Annotated in this window: 17 protein-coding genes; 3 read left to right on the top strand and 14 right to left on the bottom strand. The window is 46.3% G+C overall.

Annotated elements, in window-relative coordinates; all coding sequences use genetic code 11:
* Window positions 1-169: 169 nt before the first annotated feature.
* Window positions 170-1,015 (top strand): ABC transporter substrate-binding protein, encoded by an 846-nt coding sequence (locus G6R11_RS14530; RefSeq protein WP_163133809.1) that lies wholly within the window; start codon window positions 170-172, stop codon window positions 1,013-1,015.
* A 4-nt stretch (window positions 1,016-1,019) separates the two neighbouring features.
* Window positions 1,020-2,498, top strand: a complete 1,479-nt coding sequence (locus G6R11_RS14525; RefSeq protein WP_163133808.1) for a methyl-accepting chemotaxis protein — start codon at window positions 1,020-1,022, stop codon at window positions 2,496-2,498.
* A gap of 76 nt (window positions 2,499-2,574) precedes the next feature.
* Here the strand turns inward: G6R11_RS14525 and G6R11_RS14520 are convergent, their stop codons facing one another.
* The 4 genes from G6R11_RS14520 to G6R11_RS14505 are packed head-to-tail and all read right to left on the bottom strand — an operon-like array spanning window position 2,575 to window position 4,458.
* Window positions 2,575-3,030 (bottom strand): YaiI/YqxD family protein, encoded by a 456-nt coding sequence (locus tag G6R11_RS14520; RefSeq protein ID WP_163133807.1) that lies wholly within the window; start codon window positions 3,028-3,030, stop codon window positions 2,575-2,577.
* A gap of 52 nt (window positions 3,031-3,082) precedes the next feature.
* Window positions 3,083-3,631, bottom strand: a complete 549-nt coding sequence (locus G6R11_RS14515) for a GNAT family N-acetyltransferase (protein WP_163133806.1) — start codon at window positions 3,629-3,631, stop codon at window positions 3,083-3,085.
* Window positions 3,632-3,667: 36 nt separating this feature from the next.
* A complete protein-coding gene (locus tag G6R11_RS14510) occupies window positions 3,668-3,997 on the bottom strand; it encodes a TfoX/Sxy family protein (RefSeq protein WP_163133805.1) in 330 nt (109 codons plus the stop codon).
* Window positions 3,997-4,458: a RidA family protein gene (locus tag G6R11_RS14505; RefSeq protein ID WP_163133804.1), complete on the bottom strand. Its 462-nt coding sequence runs from the start codon at window positions 4,456-4,458 to the stop codon at window positions 3,997-3,999. The genes G6R11_RS14510 and G6R11_RS14505 overlap by 1 nt, the downstream gene beginning before the upstream one ends.
* 166 nt (window positions 4,459-4,624) lie before the next feature.
* On the opposite strand from G6R11_RS14505, the gene G6R11_RS14500 reads away from it, so the two are divergent.
* Window positions 4,625-5,977, top strand: coding sequence for a DEAD/DEAH box helicase (locus G6R11_RS14500; RefSeq protein WP_163133803.1), 1,353 nt, complete (start codon window positions 4,625-4,627; stop codon window positions 5,975-5,977).
* Window positions 5,978-6,020: 43 nt separating this feature from the next.
* On the opposite strand, the gene folE is transcribed toward G6R11_RS14500, so the two are convergent.
* The 10 genes from folE to nirB all read right to left on the bottom strand — a co-directional run bounded on the left by folE (window position 6,021) and on the right by nirB (window position 14,152).
* Window positions 6,021-6,701 (bottom strand): GTP cyclohydrolase I FolE, encoded by a 681-nt coding sequence (gene folE / locus G6R11_RS14495; protein WP_163133802.1) that lies wholly within the window; start codon window positions 6,699-6,701, stop codon window positions 6,021-6,023.
* Between the two features lie 64 nt (window positions 6,702-6,765).
* Entirely contained in the window at window positions 6,766-7,500 is a 735-nt protein-coding gene (gene folM / locus G6R11_RS14490) for a dihydromonapterin reductase (protein WP_163133801.1), read from the bottom strand.
* Window positions 7,490-7,915 (bottom strand): dihydroneopterin triphosphate 2'-epimerase, encoded by a 426-nt coding sequence (gene folX, locus G6R11_RS14485; protein ID WP_205472843.1) that lies wholly within the window; start codon window positions 7,913-7,915, stop codon window positions 7,490-7,492. Before folX ends, folM begins: the two co-directional genes overlap by 11 nt.
* Window positions 7,916-8,024: 109 nt before the next feature.
* Entirely contained in the window at window positions 8,025-8,570 is a 546-nt protein-coding gene (locus tag G6R11_RS14480) for a DUF3833 domain-containing protein (RefSeq protein WP_163133800.1), read from the bottom strand.
* Between the two features lie 78 nt (window positions 8,571-8,648).
* Window positions 8,649-8,855, bottom strand: a complete 207-nt coding sequence (locus G6R11_RS14475) for a DUF3565 domain-containing protein (protein ID WP_163133799.1) — start codon at window positions 8,853-8,855, stop codon at window positions 8,649-8,651.
* Window positions 8,856-8,863: 8 nt separating this feature from the next.
* Window positions 8,864-9,289, bottom strand: coding sequence for an Lrp/AsnC family transcriptional regulator (locus G6R11_RS14470; protein WP_163133798.1), 426 nt, complete (start codon window positions 9,287-9,289; stop codon window positions 8,864-8,866).
* 197 nt (window positions 9,290-9,486) lie between these two features.
* Window positions 9,487-10,263, bottom strand: a complete 777-nt coding sequence (gene cobA / locus G6R11_RS14465; protein ID WP_163133797.1) for a uroporphyrinogen-III C-methyltransferase — start codon at window positions 10,261-10,263, stop codon at window positions 9,487-9,489.
* 159 nt (window positions 10,264-10,422) lie between these two features.
* Entirely contained in the window at window positions 10,423-11,235 is an 813-nt protein-coding gene (locus G6R11_RS14460; RefSeq protein WP_163133796.1) for a formate/nitrite transporter family protein, read from the bottom strand.
* A 32-nt stretch (window positions 11,236-11,267) separates the two neighbouring features.
* Entirely contained in the window at window positions 11,268-11,594 is a 327-nt protein-coding gene (gene nirD / locus G6R11_RS14455; RefSeq protein ID WP_240352489.1) for a nitrite reductase small subunit NirD, read from the bottom strand.
* Window positions 11,594-14,152 carry a nitrite reductase large subunit NirB gene (gene nirB / locus G6R11_RS14450; RefSeq protein ID WP_163133794.1) on the bottom strand — a complete coding sequence of 853 codons (2,559 nt, stop codon included), beginning with the start codon at window positions 14,150-14,152 and terminating at the stop codon, window positions 11,594-11,596. The genes nirD and nirB overlap by 1 nt, the downstream gene beginning before the upstream one ends.
* Window positions 14,153-14,482 lie beyond the last annotated feature (330 nt).

The following is a 14,482-nucleotide window of genomic DNA, read 5'->3' as shown; positions in this document are numbered from 1 at the left end:
CTAAAATCCTCAACTACTTACCAAAGTAACAAGCAATGATTAATTCTCACTACATTGCTTAGCAAATAGTCATCAAAGAATTATAAATTTGATCTAAATCACGCTTTAAAATCTAATCATATACCTCTTCAGCAGCCCTATCTAAGCTATATAAAAGCATGGAGGCTATATGCAAAAGACTCTCTTTCTGTTGATTTTTTTATCATCAATATGTTCTGCCAAAACCTTAAACATTCCGGGCTCGCCCAAGGGCGAAACCTTGCCGTTTGCTCTCGCTAAAGAAATCGTTAAGCGCAGCGATATTTATGACTCGGTGGGTTATCCATATGGCGATGCTGGCGAAACCTCCTTTTCCAAAACCGTGGCCGATTTAAATGAGGGCGTACTCGATCTATTTTGGACAGCCACCTCGGCTGAACGAGAGCAGAAACAAACAGCAGTTTACTTTCCTCTCTATCGCGGCACCTTGGGTATGCGCCTAGGCATTGTTGAACAAGACAAAAGCGACACCTTCAAAAACGTAAGCAGTTTTGCACAAATGCGCCAATACATTCCCTGCCAAGGTAAGTTATGGGCCGATACCGCCATTCTTGAAGCCAACGGTATAAAAGTGGCTAAAAGCTTAGGTTATAGCAATATATTCGCCATGTTAGAGGGAGATCGCTGTGACTACTTCCCTCGCGGCATTTTCGAGCCTTGGAGCGAAGTGAAGCGCGAAGCAAAATACAATCTCACCATTGATAGCTATGTCATGCTGCGCTACAAGATGCCATTTTTCTTTTTTGTGAAAAAAGATAATCAAAGCTTAGCCAAACACCTCAGCGATATTCTTTATCAAATGTTTGAAGAAGGCAGTTACCAAAAACTGTTTCTTAATGACCCAGACGTAAAGAATGCCTTGGCCTTAGGCAAGCTAGAAAAGCGCACCATATTTGATCTAGAAAACCCCTACCTCACCGATAAAGTGAATGCCATTCCGCAGAAGATTTGGTTTGACCCACTGGCTGGACAATAATTATATGAAAACAATTACCGCAAAACTCGCCTCCCTACTCGTTATCGTTATTCTGGTGTCTGGGGTCATTGTCGTCAGCGCACTATATTGGCTTAGCAGCGCCTCATTAAACCAGCAATACGAAAGCGATAAGCAGGCGCTCACCAAACAAATGAGCATCATTCTAAAAGAGCCAGTGTTTGTTTATGACTTTGACGTAATCAAAGCCACCATTGATGCCTTTATCGATGAACCGATGATTGCAGGCATAAAGGTAAGCGATCAGCGTGGCAAACTAATGGCCGAAAACCACGATTCGGGCTCTAGTCCAGATGAAACCATTAACATTGAACTAGACTGGGATGGCAAACCGCTAGGCACTATCGAAATTAGCGTCACCAAACAGGCGATTAACAGCGCCCTAAGCAGTGAGTTAAGCGAAGACATCCTAACCATCATTTTAATGACGGCGCTGATTATCGTGCTGCTGATTCTCGCACTGCGTAAAGTGATTATCGCACCACTCGCTAACGTGAATAGCGTACTGGCGGGCATCGCTCAAGGCGATGGCGATTTAACTGCGCGCATTCCGGTAACTAGCGAAGATGAAATAGGCCAACTTGGCCACAACTTCAACAGCTTTATCGAAACAGTACAAAGCATTGTGCAAGACATGGCAGAGGCTGCGACTCAGCTAGAGTTGGTATCTGAAAGTGTCCGCGTAATTAACGACAAAAACACCGCCAATACCTTTGAACAAACCGAACTAACCTCTACGTCTTTAACCAACTTACAGCAACTTGGCATTGCGACTAAAGAGATTGCAGGCAATGCCGAAAGCACCGCCTCTCGCACTCAGCAGGCTTACCAGCTTTCCATGGATGGACACCAAGCCATTGATGACAACATTGCACAGGTGAGTGAGCTTGTGAAAAACCTTGACCGCACCGCTGATGAAGTTACTAGCCTCAAGCAAGTGAGCGACAACATTGGCAGCGTATTAGATGTGATTAAGGGTATTGCCGAGCAAACTAACTTACTCGCCCTAAATGCCGCCATTGAAGCGGCTCGAGCAGGTGAATCAGGCAGAGGTTTTGCGGTAGTTGCCGACGAAGTACGCGCTCTCGCCAGTAAAACCCATGAATCTACCTCAGAAATTGAGTCCATTATTGGAGATTTACAAAGCCAGGCTGAGACCTCTTACCAAGCCACTCAAGCGGGTAAAGAAATGGTCAGCCAGACTATTTCATCAGCCGAAGGCACCGGTGAATCGTTAGTGCAAATAAACCAAGAGATGAACTCGGTCAATGACATGATCACCATGATAGCCAGCGCCAGTGAAGAGCAATCTAATGTGACTAGTGCGGTGACCGCAGATATGGAATCGCTGAGTCTTGGCGCGCAATCACTCAGTGAAGACAGTAAACAACTGCAACAAGCCACCGAAGACCTACTAGAAGTAGGCCATCAAATGGTGACTCAAGTAAATCGCTTTAAGTATTAGTGCGCAGCTCAATTCAAATAAAAAAGCTTAAGCCAGTGCTTAAGCTTTTTTCATTTTTAAGTAGACCAGCTTAGCCTCATTTGGCTGATTGATGTTTAGCGAGAATTGAATCTAAGTGGCTAGCAAAGGCTTTGCGGTCGGCTTGGCTTAGCGCTGCAGGGCCGCCAGTATGCACCCCACTAGAGCGCATAGTATCCATAAAATCACGCATGTTGAGTCGCGACTTAATATTACTTTTGGTATATAGCTCGCCCCTTGGGCTTAATGCTTGAGCCTGCTTGGTAATCACCTCGTCGGCTAAGGGAATATCCGAGGTAATCACTAAATCGCCAACCGCAACTCGCGCCACAATCTCGTTATCCGCCACATCAAAACCCGCACTTACCTGCAGGCTACTAATCACCTTAGAGGGCGGCGTTTTAATGTACTGATTCGCCACCAAGATTAAAGGTATTTGGGTTCGTTCGGCAGCGCGAAACAAAATCTCTTTAATCACCACCGGACAGGCGTCGGCATCTACCCAAATCTTCATGGTATTCTCTCTTCCAACAATAATGCCGCTACTATGCCCAAGTGGCTGCTAATTACAAGATAAGGCGCATATCAATGTTGTACACCTCGGTTTGAAAACCACCATACTCATCAAATCCACAGCGCTGATAAAAGTGCCGCGCGCGATGGTTGCTTTGTTGGGTTCCACCCATTAATACCAAACTACGCGCACCTTGGCGCTTAAACTCTGCCATCAAAGCTTGCATAGCCGCCATGGCCAACCCTGCGTTTTGGTAGTCATCGGCAATGCATGGTGCAAGAATCACATCCAGCCCAGCTTGTAGGCTAACGCCCTGTCCATAAAAGCGCTGGTATTCGGGCTCTAATATTTGCTGCTCAAAAATGAAATAACCCACCACCAAGCTGTCATCACAAATTATCCAACGCTTTGCACTATCACTGGCAAGTGCCCCACACAAGTGCTGAGCATATTCGTTAGTCAGAGGGTGAGGGCCAAAGCGGCTGCGAGTGGCATCACTTAGCGCGACAAAAAAAGCGCCTAGGGCGAATGCATCTTGTTGATTAAGCGGCCTAAGCAAAAAGTCTCGACCATCTTTGGCTTTAATTGGGAATTGCAGCATATCATCTCTTCTTAGCTAAAAATGAACAGAATAGGGCTACTTTGGCGGCAAACTATGCACAAAGTTAAGGCAGTATTGTAGCCACTGCTCACGTTGCTCTGCGCTTATTAAGCCTTCTGGGGCAACATAAATCATGCCTTTCATTGGTTTGCCGGTAAAGGTCATCTCCGAGGCAAACTCTAAGGCCAGACAATCTTGGTATTGATTCGGCCCTACCCGCGCCATTAATTGCTTGTCCACAATGCCACAACACATATGGCCGGCGACCATAAAACACAAACCACCAAACATTTTGCGCTCGCTAAACTCAACTTTATCCGCCAGAGCCTGACGAATCATCTCTGCCAAGGTCAAATCGTAGGCCATTACTCACTTACCTCGAAAATTGAATCAATCACCAGAGGCAGATTGGCGCGCAGTGACATAGCGCCAAATACCGAGCGAGCATGTAAGCCCTTATCGCCAAACACTTCCACCATCAATTTAGAGCAGCCATCTAGCACTTCGGGGTGTTGCTCAAACTGCTCGGTGGCATTAATGAACCCCTGTAGCTTCACCACTTGGTTCACACGGTCTAATGATCCTAAGTGTTGCTCTACCGCCGCTAGAATATCTAAGCCTGCCAAACGGGCAAACTGGGCCCCCTGTTGGCTAGTAAACTCGTTACCTAACTTACCTTTAGGTATTTCACTTAAGCCGGCAACCGGTCCTTTACCCGAGACATACAGTAAGTTGCCGGTTTGCACGCAATTACTATAGCTGGCTGCCGGACCAGTGGGTTTAGGTAAACTAATCCCTAGCTCTACTAAACGCTCGGCTATACTCATTGAGTTGCTCCCTGATTAAATGTCGTTAACGCCCTTGGTTGCCTTCAGACTAGCATGATTTCAGCAGCTCGCTTTTGCTTGCTCAAGATTGGCGCTTAACCCTAACTTACTGTAAGCTGCACGCCCGCCACCTAGCGGCCATACTTATTATCACAAGAGACCAACTATGAGCTTTGACTCCCTGGGTTTATCTAAACCTTTATTAGACGCCGTAGCAGCACAAGGTTACGACACGCCCTCACCTATTCAAGCCAAAGCCATTCCTGTGATCCTAGAAGGCAAAGACATCATGGCCGCCGCGCAAACTGGCACCGGTAAAACTGCTGGCTTTACCTTGCCACTGCTAGAGTTGCTAAGTAGGGGGAAAAAAGTGCGCGCCAACCAAGTACGCGCCTTAGTGCTTACCCCAACCCGTGAATTAGCGGCTCAAGTGGGCGAAAGCGTAACTACCTATGGCAAAAACATGGCACTTAGCTCTACGGTAGTATTTGGTGGGGTGAAGATTAATCCGCAAATGCAAAAGCTGCGTCGCGGGGCAGATGTACTAGTGGCAACGCCTGGCCGCTTGCTAGATCTCTACCAGCAAAATGCCTTTCGTTTTCAGCAGTTAGAAGTGATTGTATTTGATGAAGCCGACCGCATGTTAGACATGGGCTTTATCCACGACATTAAAAAGATTTTGGCTTTGCTGCCAAAACAGCGTCAAACATTGATGTTCTCGGCCACTTTCTCTAACGAGATCCGCACATTAGCTAAAAGCTTGGTGAATAACCCTGTAGAAGTCTCCGTTACACCACCCAACGCTGCCGCACCTACGGTAGACCAATGGATTGTACCGGTCGATAAATCAAAAAAATCGGCCTTATTAACCCGCCTTATTCATGACAATAAGTGGCAACAAGTATTGGTATTTAGCCGCACCAAACACGGTGCCAACCGTTTGGCTAAACACCTCGAACATAGCCAAATTACAGCGGCAGCTATCCATGGCAATAAAAGCCAAGGCGCTCGAACCCGTGCACTGGCAAACTTTAAAAGTGGTGAAGTACGCGTACTAGTCGCCACCGACATCGCAGCGCGTGGTTTAGATATTGATCAACTACCACAAGTGGTTAACTTTGATTTACCTAACGTAGCTGAAGACTATGTTCACCGCATCGGCCGAACCGGTCGCGCGGGCTCTACTGGCCAAGCTATTTCATTAGTTTGTGCCGATGAAATTGCTGATTTAAGCGGTATTGAACACTTAACTGGCAAGCTATTAGAGCGTAAGGAAATGGAAGGGTTTGAGCCTGCAACGCTTTTGCCTGCAACTACGCTAAGTGGTAAGCCAATTAAACCGAAAAAGCCGAAGAAACCAAAGCAGCACCGCAACGGACATCGCGATGGTCAACGCTCAAGCGAAAATTCACGGGGCAATAAACCGGTGGGTAAAAACCGTCGCCATACCGAAGGTGGAACCAATAAAACCAGCCGCCGTTTCGCGAAACCGAAACCCGCATCATCGGGTAATAGATAAGCGATAATCAATCAAGAAGCCCAGCTACATGCTGGGCTTTTTATTAACCTATAAACTCTCTGCGAGCAGACTTACTCGATTTGAACTTGCCACCATAAGCCGATGTTTGGGTGCTTGAGCTCGCATCCATCACTCCGCGTGCTTTTACGCAAAAGTGAGTGGCATCCATAGTAACGGCTACGTCGTCTGTACCAAGCAGGCTTTGCAAGGCGACTAAGATTTGCTGAGTTAATCGCTCTTGCACCTGTGGCCGCTGCGCAAAGAACCTCACTATGCGGTTAATTTTAGATAAGCCAATAATGTTATCTTTAGGGATGTAAGCCACTTTAGCTAAGCCATCAATGGTCACAAAATGGTGCTCACAGGTACTGGTAAAGGCAATGTCTGAAATCTTCACCATTTCCTCTACTGCCATTTTATTTTCAATGATGCTGATTTTCGGGAAACGCGAATAATCTAAGCCCGAGAACACCTCATCGACAAACATTTTTGCAATACGATGCGGAGTTTCGGCCAAGCTATCATCGCTTAAATCTAAACCCAAGGTAGCCACTACATCAGTCAAAGAGGCTTTAATCTTATTGTACTTCTGCTCATTGCTTAATTGATTATCCACTAAGGGAGTCTCAATCCCTTTATCAATCAACGCTTGGCGTACTTGAATTGCCTCTGGTGACAAGCAAGCGTCTTTTCTAAATTGTTTTTCAGCTAACGCTACTTTCATAATCACTTCCTTTAGATAGTTTCTTGGTTCACCCGCTACGGTTTAGTTAACAACACTATTAACCCTAGACCAGATGGCGACCACCGTCTAAGCCGATGGTGCGACCGGTTATGTATTGGCTAGCCAGCAAGTAGTTCACTGCGGCTACTGCTTCACCCGCTCCCGGCTCAAGCGCCATCAAGGATTTAGCCAAGGCTTTGGCCCGATATTCAGGCTGATCATCTTGGTTAAACATTAACAACGAGGGCGCAATACTATTCACTTTTACCGCGGGTGCAAGCTTAGCGGCAAAAGAATGGGTTAAATTGGCCAATCCAGCTTTACTCGCAGCATAAGCAATATGCTTGCTACTGCCTTTATCTGCGACATAATCTGTCATGTGAATAATGTCGCCGGCTTGCTGCTCTGCTTGGTTCTTTAATAACTCTTCAAAGGCCAGGTTCATTTGGTAAGGCGCGCTCACATGCACACTCCACATTGTTTGCATCAGCTGATGTTGATTGTCTAAAGCCGTATTATTTAACCACTGCGAAGCATTATGAATCAGCGCTCGCAATGCTTGGTAATTGGCTAAGACATAGCCAATAAACTGGCTGATGCCCTGTTCATCACTGAAATCGGCTTTTACACAATCTGCGCCTTTGTCACGCAAGGCCTGTACCGCAGGTTTGTCGCGACGGTAAGTAACAATCACCGGATAGCCTTGCTGCAGTAAATCTTCGGCAATCGCCAAACCTAAACGCTGAGTACCTCCGGTAATCAATACCGGCGCATTGCTCTTGACTGATTTACTCGGCATCACGCGAGCCCGATAAGGTCACCGATACCGAGTCAGCAAATCGCAAGGCATGGGGTTTATCTACGGCAATGCTGGCATTAATCACCCGTGGCTCATCCATCGCGAGAGTTAGCAAGTCGGCACATAATTTTTCCAGTAAACGAAAATGACCTTGCTCTACATGGGCAATCATCGCCTTGGTAATCACTTTGTAATTGAGTGCTAAATCTTCGCTATCGGCTTCACAAGCTTGAGTCGCTTGGTAGCGAATTTCGGCATTAATGACTACATCTTGCTGCTTACTGAGCTCTTCTTCGTTAAAACCAATATAAGTACGCAAACGTAAATTGGTGATGGTAATTAACGCAGGCTCTAGCTTAAAACTATTGGCCAATGGCGCTAAGTTAGAGACGTTCGTTTTAGACACATTGCTCATAGAGCTCTCTCTTAATATTTAAATTGCTTACTACATACCTAGCCCAGTTTGCCGGGCTTTAACAGCTGAAGCGCTGTTTAGCTTACGTTTGTGTGAAGACAAACTAAGACTACTTTTGAATCACTAAGCTTACTGAGCCCACTTTAAAGCCGAATTTTCGCATCACTGACTCGTTCACAATAGTGTTTGGGTTCACTAAATACATTTTATCTTCTACCACCACATCTAGCGGTTTGCCTTTATATTGCAAAGTGAGCACATAGTCCATAAACAAGGCATTCCCAGCTAGGTGCATTTGTGCCGGTTGGCTAACGTCATTAGCACGAGCCAGAAAGCTGCCATCAGCTTGTTTGGTAAGAGTCCAAATGCGTTGCTGCTTTTCGCCATCGTCAAACACGAAGTGTTCATCAAGGGTGCCTACGCCTTGTTCGTCCCAGCTAGCAGTGATCTCAACATTAAAGTAGCGAGTGAGCTCGCCACTGCGGTTTTTCACTATGCCATGAGCACTAAGCTGGCCGTCAAAAAAGTCTTCCAGCACTAGGGCCGGTTGGTTACTTGCGTAACTGGACACATCTGCGCTCGAACAGCCCCACATGCCAGCCAGAAGGCTAAGTAAAAACAGATATCTACGATGTACACTAGAGGCTAGTTGCATATCTACCCACGCCAGTTTTAAACAGTACTAATAAAACGGGCGGCGAATAAAAATGGATCTACAGGCTTGAATTATTTGTTAATTCCAATCGCGGGGGGCGTTTTCGAGGCATTTTACACAAGTGAGCTCTTTACCTAACATGCTAGCACGACCTTGGTAGCTAGTTACCCAAGGGCGGTTTTGCCAAGGCGGTTGATGACGTACATGCTGGTAATGGCCACAAGCTAATCGAGCTACCCAATGGCGCTCTTCGTCTAATTGAAAGCCGATAATAACTTGATCCATTGCCACCCTTAGCGACTAAACATTTCCCTTAGAACCATGTGCGTGCGCACCATGACCATCTTTTCCATTTGCTCGAGCTGAAGGCGAATCTCTTCTAGCCGTGTCATTGAAGCAACTTCGATGTACAACAGCATGTCAACGTCACCAGAAATAGCCTGACAACGCTTTATTTCTGGAATGCCACGCATAATCTCGGCATAGGCTTCACAGTTATGCTCTTTGTAGCGTAACTCTAAATGGGCAGCAATGGGAGCCTGGCCATTGTTACTGCCTAAGCTAGCGTGGTAACCGCTTATCTTGCCGTTGTTCTCTAGGTTGGCGATGCGCTCCGCCGTGGCCGAGCGCGAAAGATTTACTTGTCGCGCTATTTGGCTCACTGGAGTACGCGCATTGCCCACCAAAATAGCAAGGATCTTTTGGTCAAACTTGTCCAAGTTAGCACTTCCTTTTATTGCCTTTCGGCTGGTCTTTACACCAATCGTACTAAATAACTGTTCATTCTATCTGGTTAAAATACTCGATAACTGGGTTAGGATTTTTGATTGTAGAATAACTACTTATCGAAAACCCTGCCTTATTCTCGAGCATTTTTCCTGCGCAATTTCCGATCACTGACTTAGTGTGATTGGTATTAAACGTCTAGCTCTGGCTTAAACCATGCTAACTGTTGATGCAGCTCAGTAACGCTGCCAACAACAATCAGTGAAGGGCTTTCGGCTTGCTCTGCCAAGGCGGGTAGCTCTTGTAAGCTACCACTTGATACCCGTTGTTGCGGCGTAGCACCACGTTCGATAATGGCACAAGGCGTTGTGTCGGCTAAGCCATTGCTAATTAACTTAGCTTGAATGGTAGGGCACTGCTTAAGGCCCATATAGAACACTAAGGTGTGATTAGAATGCGCTAAAGATGGCCAATCAATATCTTCACCATGCTGCTTTAAATGCCCAGTAATAAATTGCACGCTCTGGGCGTGGTCGCGATGAGTAAGCGGTATGCCAGCATAAGCGGTACAGCCCACTGCTGCGGTAATGCCAGGAACGACTTCAAAGGGCAGGTTTTCGACAGCCAGCGATTGCAACTCTTCACCGCCACGGCCAAAAATAAACGGGTCACCACCCTTTAACCTAACAACGTGTTTTCCTAGCTTGGCTTGGTCGACCAATATCTGGTTAATCTCGTCTTGCGGCACAAAGTGGTGGTCGAGCTTTTTACCTACGTAGACCAACTCTGCGGTAGGCGAGGCTAAATCGAGGATCTCTTGCGATACCAAACGGTCAAACACAATCACGTCGGCGGTGCGGATCCGCTTAACTGCCTTTACGGTAAGTAAATCGGGGTCGCCAGGACCGGCACCCACCAGTGAAACAAAACCCAGCTCGTTATCAGGGGTAAATGAAGAGTGGGACATCGTCTGTTTCCTTATTACATGGTAGAGCGAACAATTTGCTAAGTGCAGTGGCCTTAAGCCAAAACCGTAGAGTATCAGTTCATAGGGCCCAAATACAAAAAAACCCCTAGCCTGAGCAAGGGGTTAAAATTTTAGCGTAAATCTTAGGACGAGTAGAGCTTAAGCCGCCTTGCGTTGCGGTAAGGTTTTACCGTGAGTAACGTAAAGGCTTAAACCTGTCACTAACAAACCACCCACCAAGTTACCAAGAGTAACTGGGATTTGGTTCCATACTAACCAATCAGTGATGGTGAACTCAGCACCTAACATCATACCTAATGGGAATAGGTACATGTTTACAACGGCGTGTTCAAATACCAAACCGAAGAAGATGAAGATTGGGAACCACATCGCCAATACTTTACCGCCTACGGTTTTAGAGGTCATTGCGCCAACAACACCTAAACACACCATCCAGTTACACAAGATGCCTTTTACAAACACAGTAATCCAACCGTTTAGGCCGTGCTCTGCAAAGCCTAAGGTACGTGCGGTTGAAGCCTTAACAAATGCTTGGCCCACTGCACCTGGCTCAACACTGAAGTTCATGGTGAAGGTTAAAGCTACCAAAAAGGCGACTGCTACCGCACCAATCAAGTTGCCTAAGCCAACTAATAGCCAGTTGCGCAATACACCTTTAGCGGTTACACCTTTGCGTTTTTCAAACAGTGACAAAGGCGCTAAAGCAAATACGCCAGTCAGCAAGTCAAAGCCCATTAGGTTTAAAATACAGAAACCAACAGGGAAGACTAAAGCGCCCACAATGGGTATACCGGTTTGTACCGCTGCGGTAATGGCTACGGCTACCGCAATCGCTAAAATTGCACCAGCCATAATGCCGCGCACAATGGTATCGCGGGTAGACATAAACACTTTGCTTTCGCCAGCATCGATCATGGTTTGAACGAATTCAGCGGGTTTTACGTAAGACATAAAGCTTCCTTAATTTTCCAAAATAAAATCTGTTATGCACTCACCGCAACACTGCCTGCTTTAATCTGCACTTTATAGCTAGCTACCGAGACCGTTGGGTTCTCTAGGCAGGCGCCAGTTTCAAGATTAAAACGTTGCTTCTTAAGTGGGCTTGCTACCCAAAGTTGGCCTTGATGCTCACAAATCAATCCGCGCGACAATACGTTCGAATTAGCAAAAGGGTCCATATTATTGATGGCAAAAACTTGCTCATCGTTACGTGGGCGAAAAAGGGCAACTTGCTGGCCATTAACTAGCGCGCAAATGCCGGTACCTGGGGTAATATCGTTTAGCTTACAAACGGTTTCGAAACTCATAATTATGCCTCCAACTCAACGTGTAGAATGTCGCCTTTTGCCTGTGGGTGTTTCTCGGCAAAGGTCGCCGGGCGATGCTGTTCGCGCTCGCTAACAAACACGACGTTTTCATCACGTTGCTCACTGTTAATGAAGTGTGCAAAACGTTTAAGTTGAGCTTCGTCGTTTAGGGTGTCGCTCCACTCACAGCTGTAGCTCTCAACCAATTTAGCCACGTCGACTTCAAGTTGTTGGTTAATGCCAAGCTTGTCGTTAACCACTACTTCGCGTAGGTAATCAACGCCGCCTTCTAGGTTCTCTAACCACACCGAAGTACGTTGTAATTTGTCGGCGGTGCGAATGTAGAACATCATGAAGCGATCTACGTATTTGATTAGGGTTTCTTGATCTAGATCGGCAGCCAGTAGGTCGCCGTGGCGAGGTTTCATACCGCCGTTTCCGCCTACGTACATATTCCAGCCTGCATCGGTGGCAATAATGCCTAAATCTTTACCTTGGGCTTCGGCACATTCGCGAGTACAGCCAGACACACCAAACTTCATTTTGTGCGGAGTACGAATGCCCTTGTAGCGGTTCTCTAGCATTACGCCCAAGCCAACACTGTCTTGCACACCAAAGCGACACCAAGTGCTGCCCACACAGGTTTTAGCCATGCGTAGGGCTTTACCGTAGGCTTGGCCGGTTTCGTAACCCGCGGCAATTAGCTTGCGCCAAATATTAGGAAGGTCGTCTTTTTGCGCACCAAATAAACCAATGCGCTGAGCGCCGGTCACTTTGGTATAAAGGGCATATTCTTCGGCCACTTCAGCCAGTACGCCAAGTGCTTTAGGAGTTACTTCACCACCAGCCATGCGTGGAATCACCGAATAAGTGCCATCTTTTTGCATGTTGCCAAGGAAGTTATCGTTGGTATCTTGCAGGCTTACTAGCTCTGGCGCTAATACGTGGTCACCCCAACAAGATGCCAAGATTGAACCAACCGCTGGCTTACATACTTCACATCCGTAGCCTTTACCGTGTTTATTTAATACTTGCTCAAAGCTCTTATGACCTTCAATTCGAACGAGGTGGAACAACTCTTGGCGCGAGTATTCAAAGTGCTCACACAAGTGGTTATTAACTTCTACGCCTGCTTTAGCTAACTCAGCATTTAGTACTTGGCCAATCAGTGGTAAACAACCGCCACAGCCAGTACCTGCGTTGGTAGAGGCTTTAATCTCAGCCATAGTTGTTTGGCCATCGGCTACAGCAGCGGCGATCTTACCCTTGGTAACATCGAAGCAAGAACAAATTACTGCTGAATCAGGTAACGAGTCGGCACCCATTGCTGGTTTTTCTGCGCCAGCGTGGGCAGGCAAAATTAGCGTATCGGGATGCTCGGGTAAGTCGATGTCATTCAGCTTAAGTTGCAATAGGTTGCCATAGTCAGCGGTGTCACCCACCAATACTGCACCTAATAATTTCTTGCCATCTTCAGATACGATAAGGCGCTTGTAGACACCTTCTTCATCGTTTTGGTAAACAAAGCTCTTACAGTTAGGTGTGCGACCATTGGCGTCGCCAATACTGCCTACCTTTACGCCCAGTAACTTAAGTTTGGCGCTCATGTCTGCGCCTTCAAAAGCGCTGTTGTTACCTAACAGATGGTCAACCGCTACTTGGGCCATTTTGTAACCCGGCGCAACCAAACCAAAGAAGCTTTCGTTCCAAGAAGCACACTCACCAATGGCGTAGATGTTCTCATCAGACGTTAAGCACTGGTCGTTAATTGCAATGCCGCCACGTGGCGCAATGTTTAGTTCCGATTGACGAGCTAACTTATCTTGTGGGCGAATACCGGTAGAGAATACGATGAAATCAACTTCTAGCTTGGTCTCGTCGGCAAACTGCATGGTGTTGCGAGCCGTTTCGCCTTGCGCTTGGATCTCTAAGGTGTTTTTGCTGGTATGAACCTGCACACCCATGCGCTCAATTTTGTTGCGTAATAACAAGCCGCCCTGTTGGTCAAGCTGCTCGGCCATTAATACTGGAGCAAACTCAATAACGTGAGTCTCTACTCCTAGCGCTTTTAAGGCACCAGCAGCTTCTAAGCCTAATAAACCGCCGCCTACTACTGCACCGCTTTTACTTTTCTTGGCAGATGCTTCGATGGCTTTTAGATCTTCAATGGTGCGATAAACAAAACAGTCTTTATTTTCGCTACCTTTAATGGGTGGAACCCAAGGATAAGAGCCCGTGGCCATTACCAGCTTATCGTAAGCAATCTCACGGCCGGTGCTTGAGTAAACCACTTTTTGCTCACGGTTAATGTTGATCGCGCGCTCGCCAAGCAATACTTCAATACCGTGTTTTTCATAGAAGCCATGTTTAACCAGTGACAATTCTTCAGCGGTATGGTGAGAAAAGTACGAAGACAAGTGCACACGATCATAAGCAACGCGAGGCTCTTCACAGAAAACTGTTACGTCGAATTGGCTTAAGTCAGCCTTGTCGACCAAATCTTCTAAATAACGGTGACCTACCATACCGTTACCAACAACGACTAGCTTCAACTTGCTCATATATTTCCCAGCGACAAAAGTAAGATTAATGCGCGGATAATAGGATGTAACAAAAATAAAAGAATGATGTAGATCAATAACAACTTTAAACTACCCTAAAGAGGTATAGAGCACATAAAGCCATCAAATTCTGTAATTTAATTTCATTAGGGTAATAAAATGACGCCAAAATTCACGTTCGTCGGCGAACTTGATTTTGTGAAATAAACAAAATATTTTTTACAAAGCTACTCAAAATAGGTAGTTGGTTTGAAAATTGAGCACTGTTTTTTAGCACTCAGCTACACTTGGAAAAGGCAAACGTTAACAAACAACAATGGGAATGATAAA

This window comes from Agarivorans sp. Alg241-V36, assembly GCF_900537085.1.
GTDB lineage: Bacteria > Pseudomonadota > Gammaproteobacteria > Enterobacterales > Celerinatantimonadaceae > Agarivorans.
This window is presented reverse-complemented; position numbering and strand designations above follow the sequence as displayed.

Bases quoted from the DNA above. Each gene is read 5' to 3' on its own strand.
- G6R11_RS14530 (WP_163133809.1), top strand. From the start codon at position 170: ATGCAAAAGACTCTCTTTCTGTTGATTTTTTTATCATCAATATGTTCT.
- G6R11_RS14525 (WP_163133808.1), top strand. From the start codon at position 1,020: ATGAAAACAATTACCGCAAAACTCGCCTCCCTACTCGTTATCGTTATT.
- G6R11_RS14520 (WP_163133807.1), bottom strand. From the start codon at position 3,030: ATGAAGATTTGGGTAGATGCCGACGCCTGTCCGGTGGTGATTAAAGAG.
- G6R11_RS14515 (WP_163133806.1), bottom strand. From the start codon at position 3,631: ATGCTGCAATTCCCAATTAAAGCCAAAGATGGTCGAGACTTTTTGCTT.
- G6R11_RS14510 (WP_163133805.1), bottom strand. From the start codon at position 3,997: ATGGCCTACGATTTGACCTTGGCAGAGATGATTCGTCAGGCTCTGGCG.
- G6R11_RS14505 (WP_163133804.1), bottom strand. From the start codon at position 4,458: ATGAGTATAGCCGAGCGTTTAGTAGAGCTAGGGATTAGTTTACCTAAA.
- G6R11_RS14500 (WP_163133803.1), top strand. From the start codon at position 4,625: ATGAGCTTTGACTCCCTGGGTTTATCTAAACCTTTATTAGACGCCGTA.
- folE (WP_163133802.1), bottom strand. From the start codon at position 6,701: ATGAAAGTAGCGTTAGCTGAAAAACAATTTAGAAAAGACGCTTGCTTG.
- folM (WP_163133801.1), bottom strand. From the start codon at position 7,500: ATGCCGAGTAAATCAGTCAAGAGCAATGCGCCGGTATTGATTACCGGA.
- folX (WP_205472843.1), bottom strand. From the start codon at position 7,915: ATGAGCAATGTGTCTAAAACGAACGTCTCTAACTTAGCGCCATTGGCC.
- G6R11_RS14480 (WP_163133800.1), bottom strand. From the start codon at position 8,570: ATGCAACTAGCCTCTAGTGTACATCGTAGATATCTGTTTTTACTTAGC.
- G6R11_RS14475 (WP_163133799.1), bottom strand. From the start codon at position 8,855: ATGGATCAAGTTATTATCGGCTTTCAATTAGACGAAGAGCGCCATTGG.
- cobA (WP_163133797.1), bottom strand. From the start codon at position 10,263: ATGTCCCACTCTTCATTTACCCCTGATAACGAGCTGGGTTTTGTTTCA.
- G6R11_RS14460 (WP_163133796.1), bottom strand. From the start codon at position 11,235: ATGTCTTACGTAAAACCCGCTGAATTCGTTCAAACCATGATCGATGCT.
- nirB (WP_163133794.1), bottom strand. From the start codon at position 14,152: ATGAGCAAGTTGAAGCTAGTCGTTGTTGGTAACGGTATGGTAGGTCAC.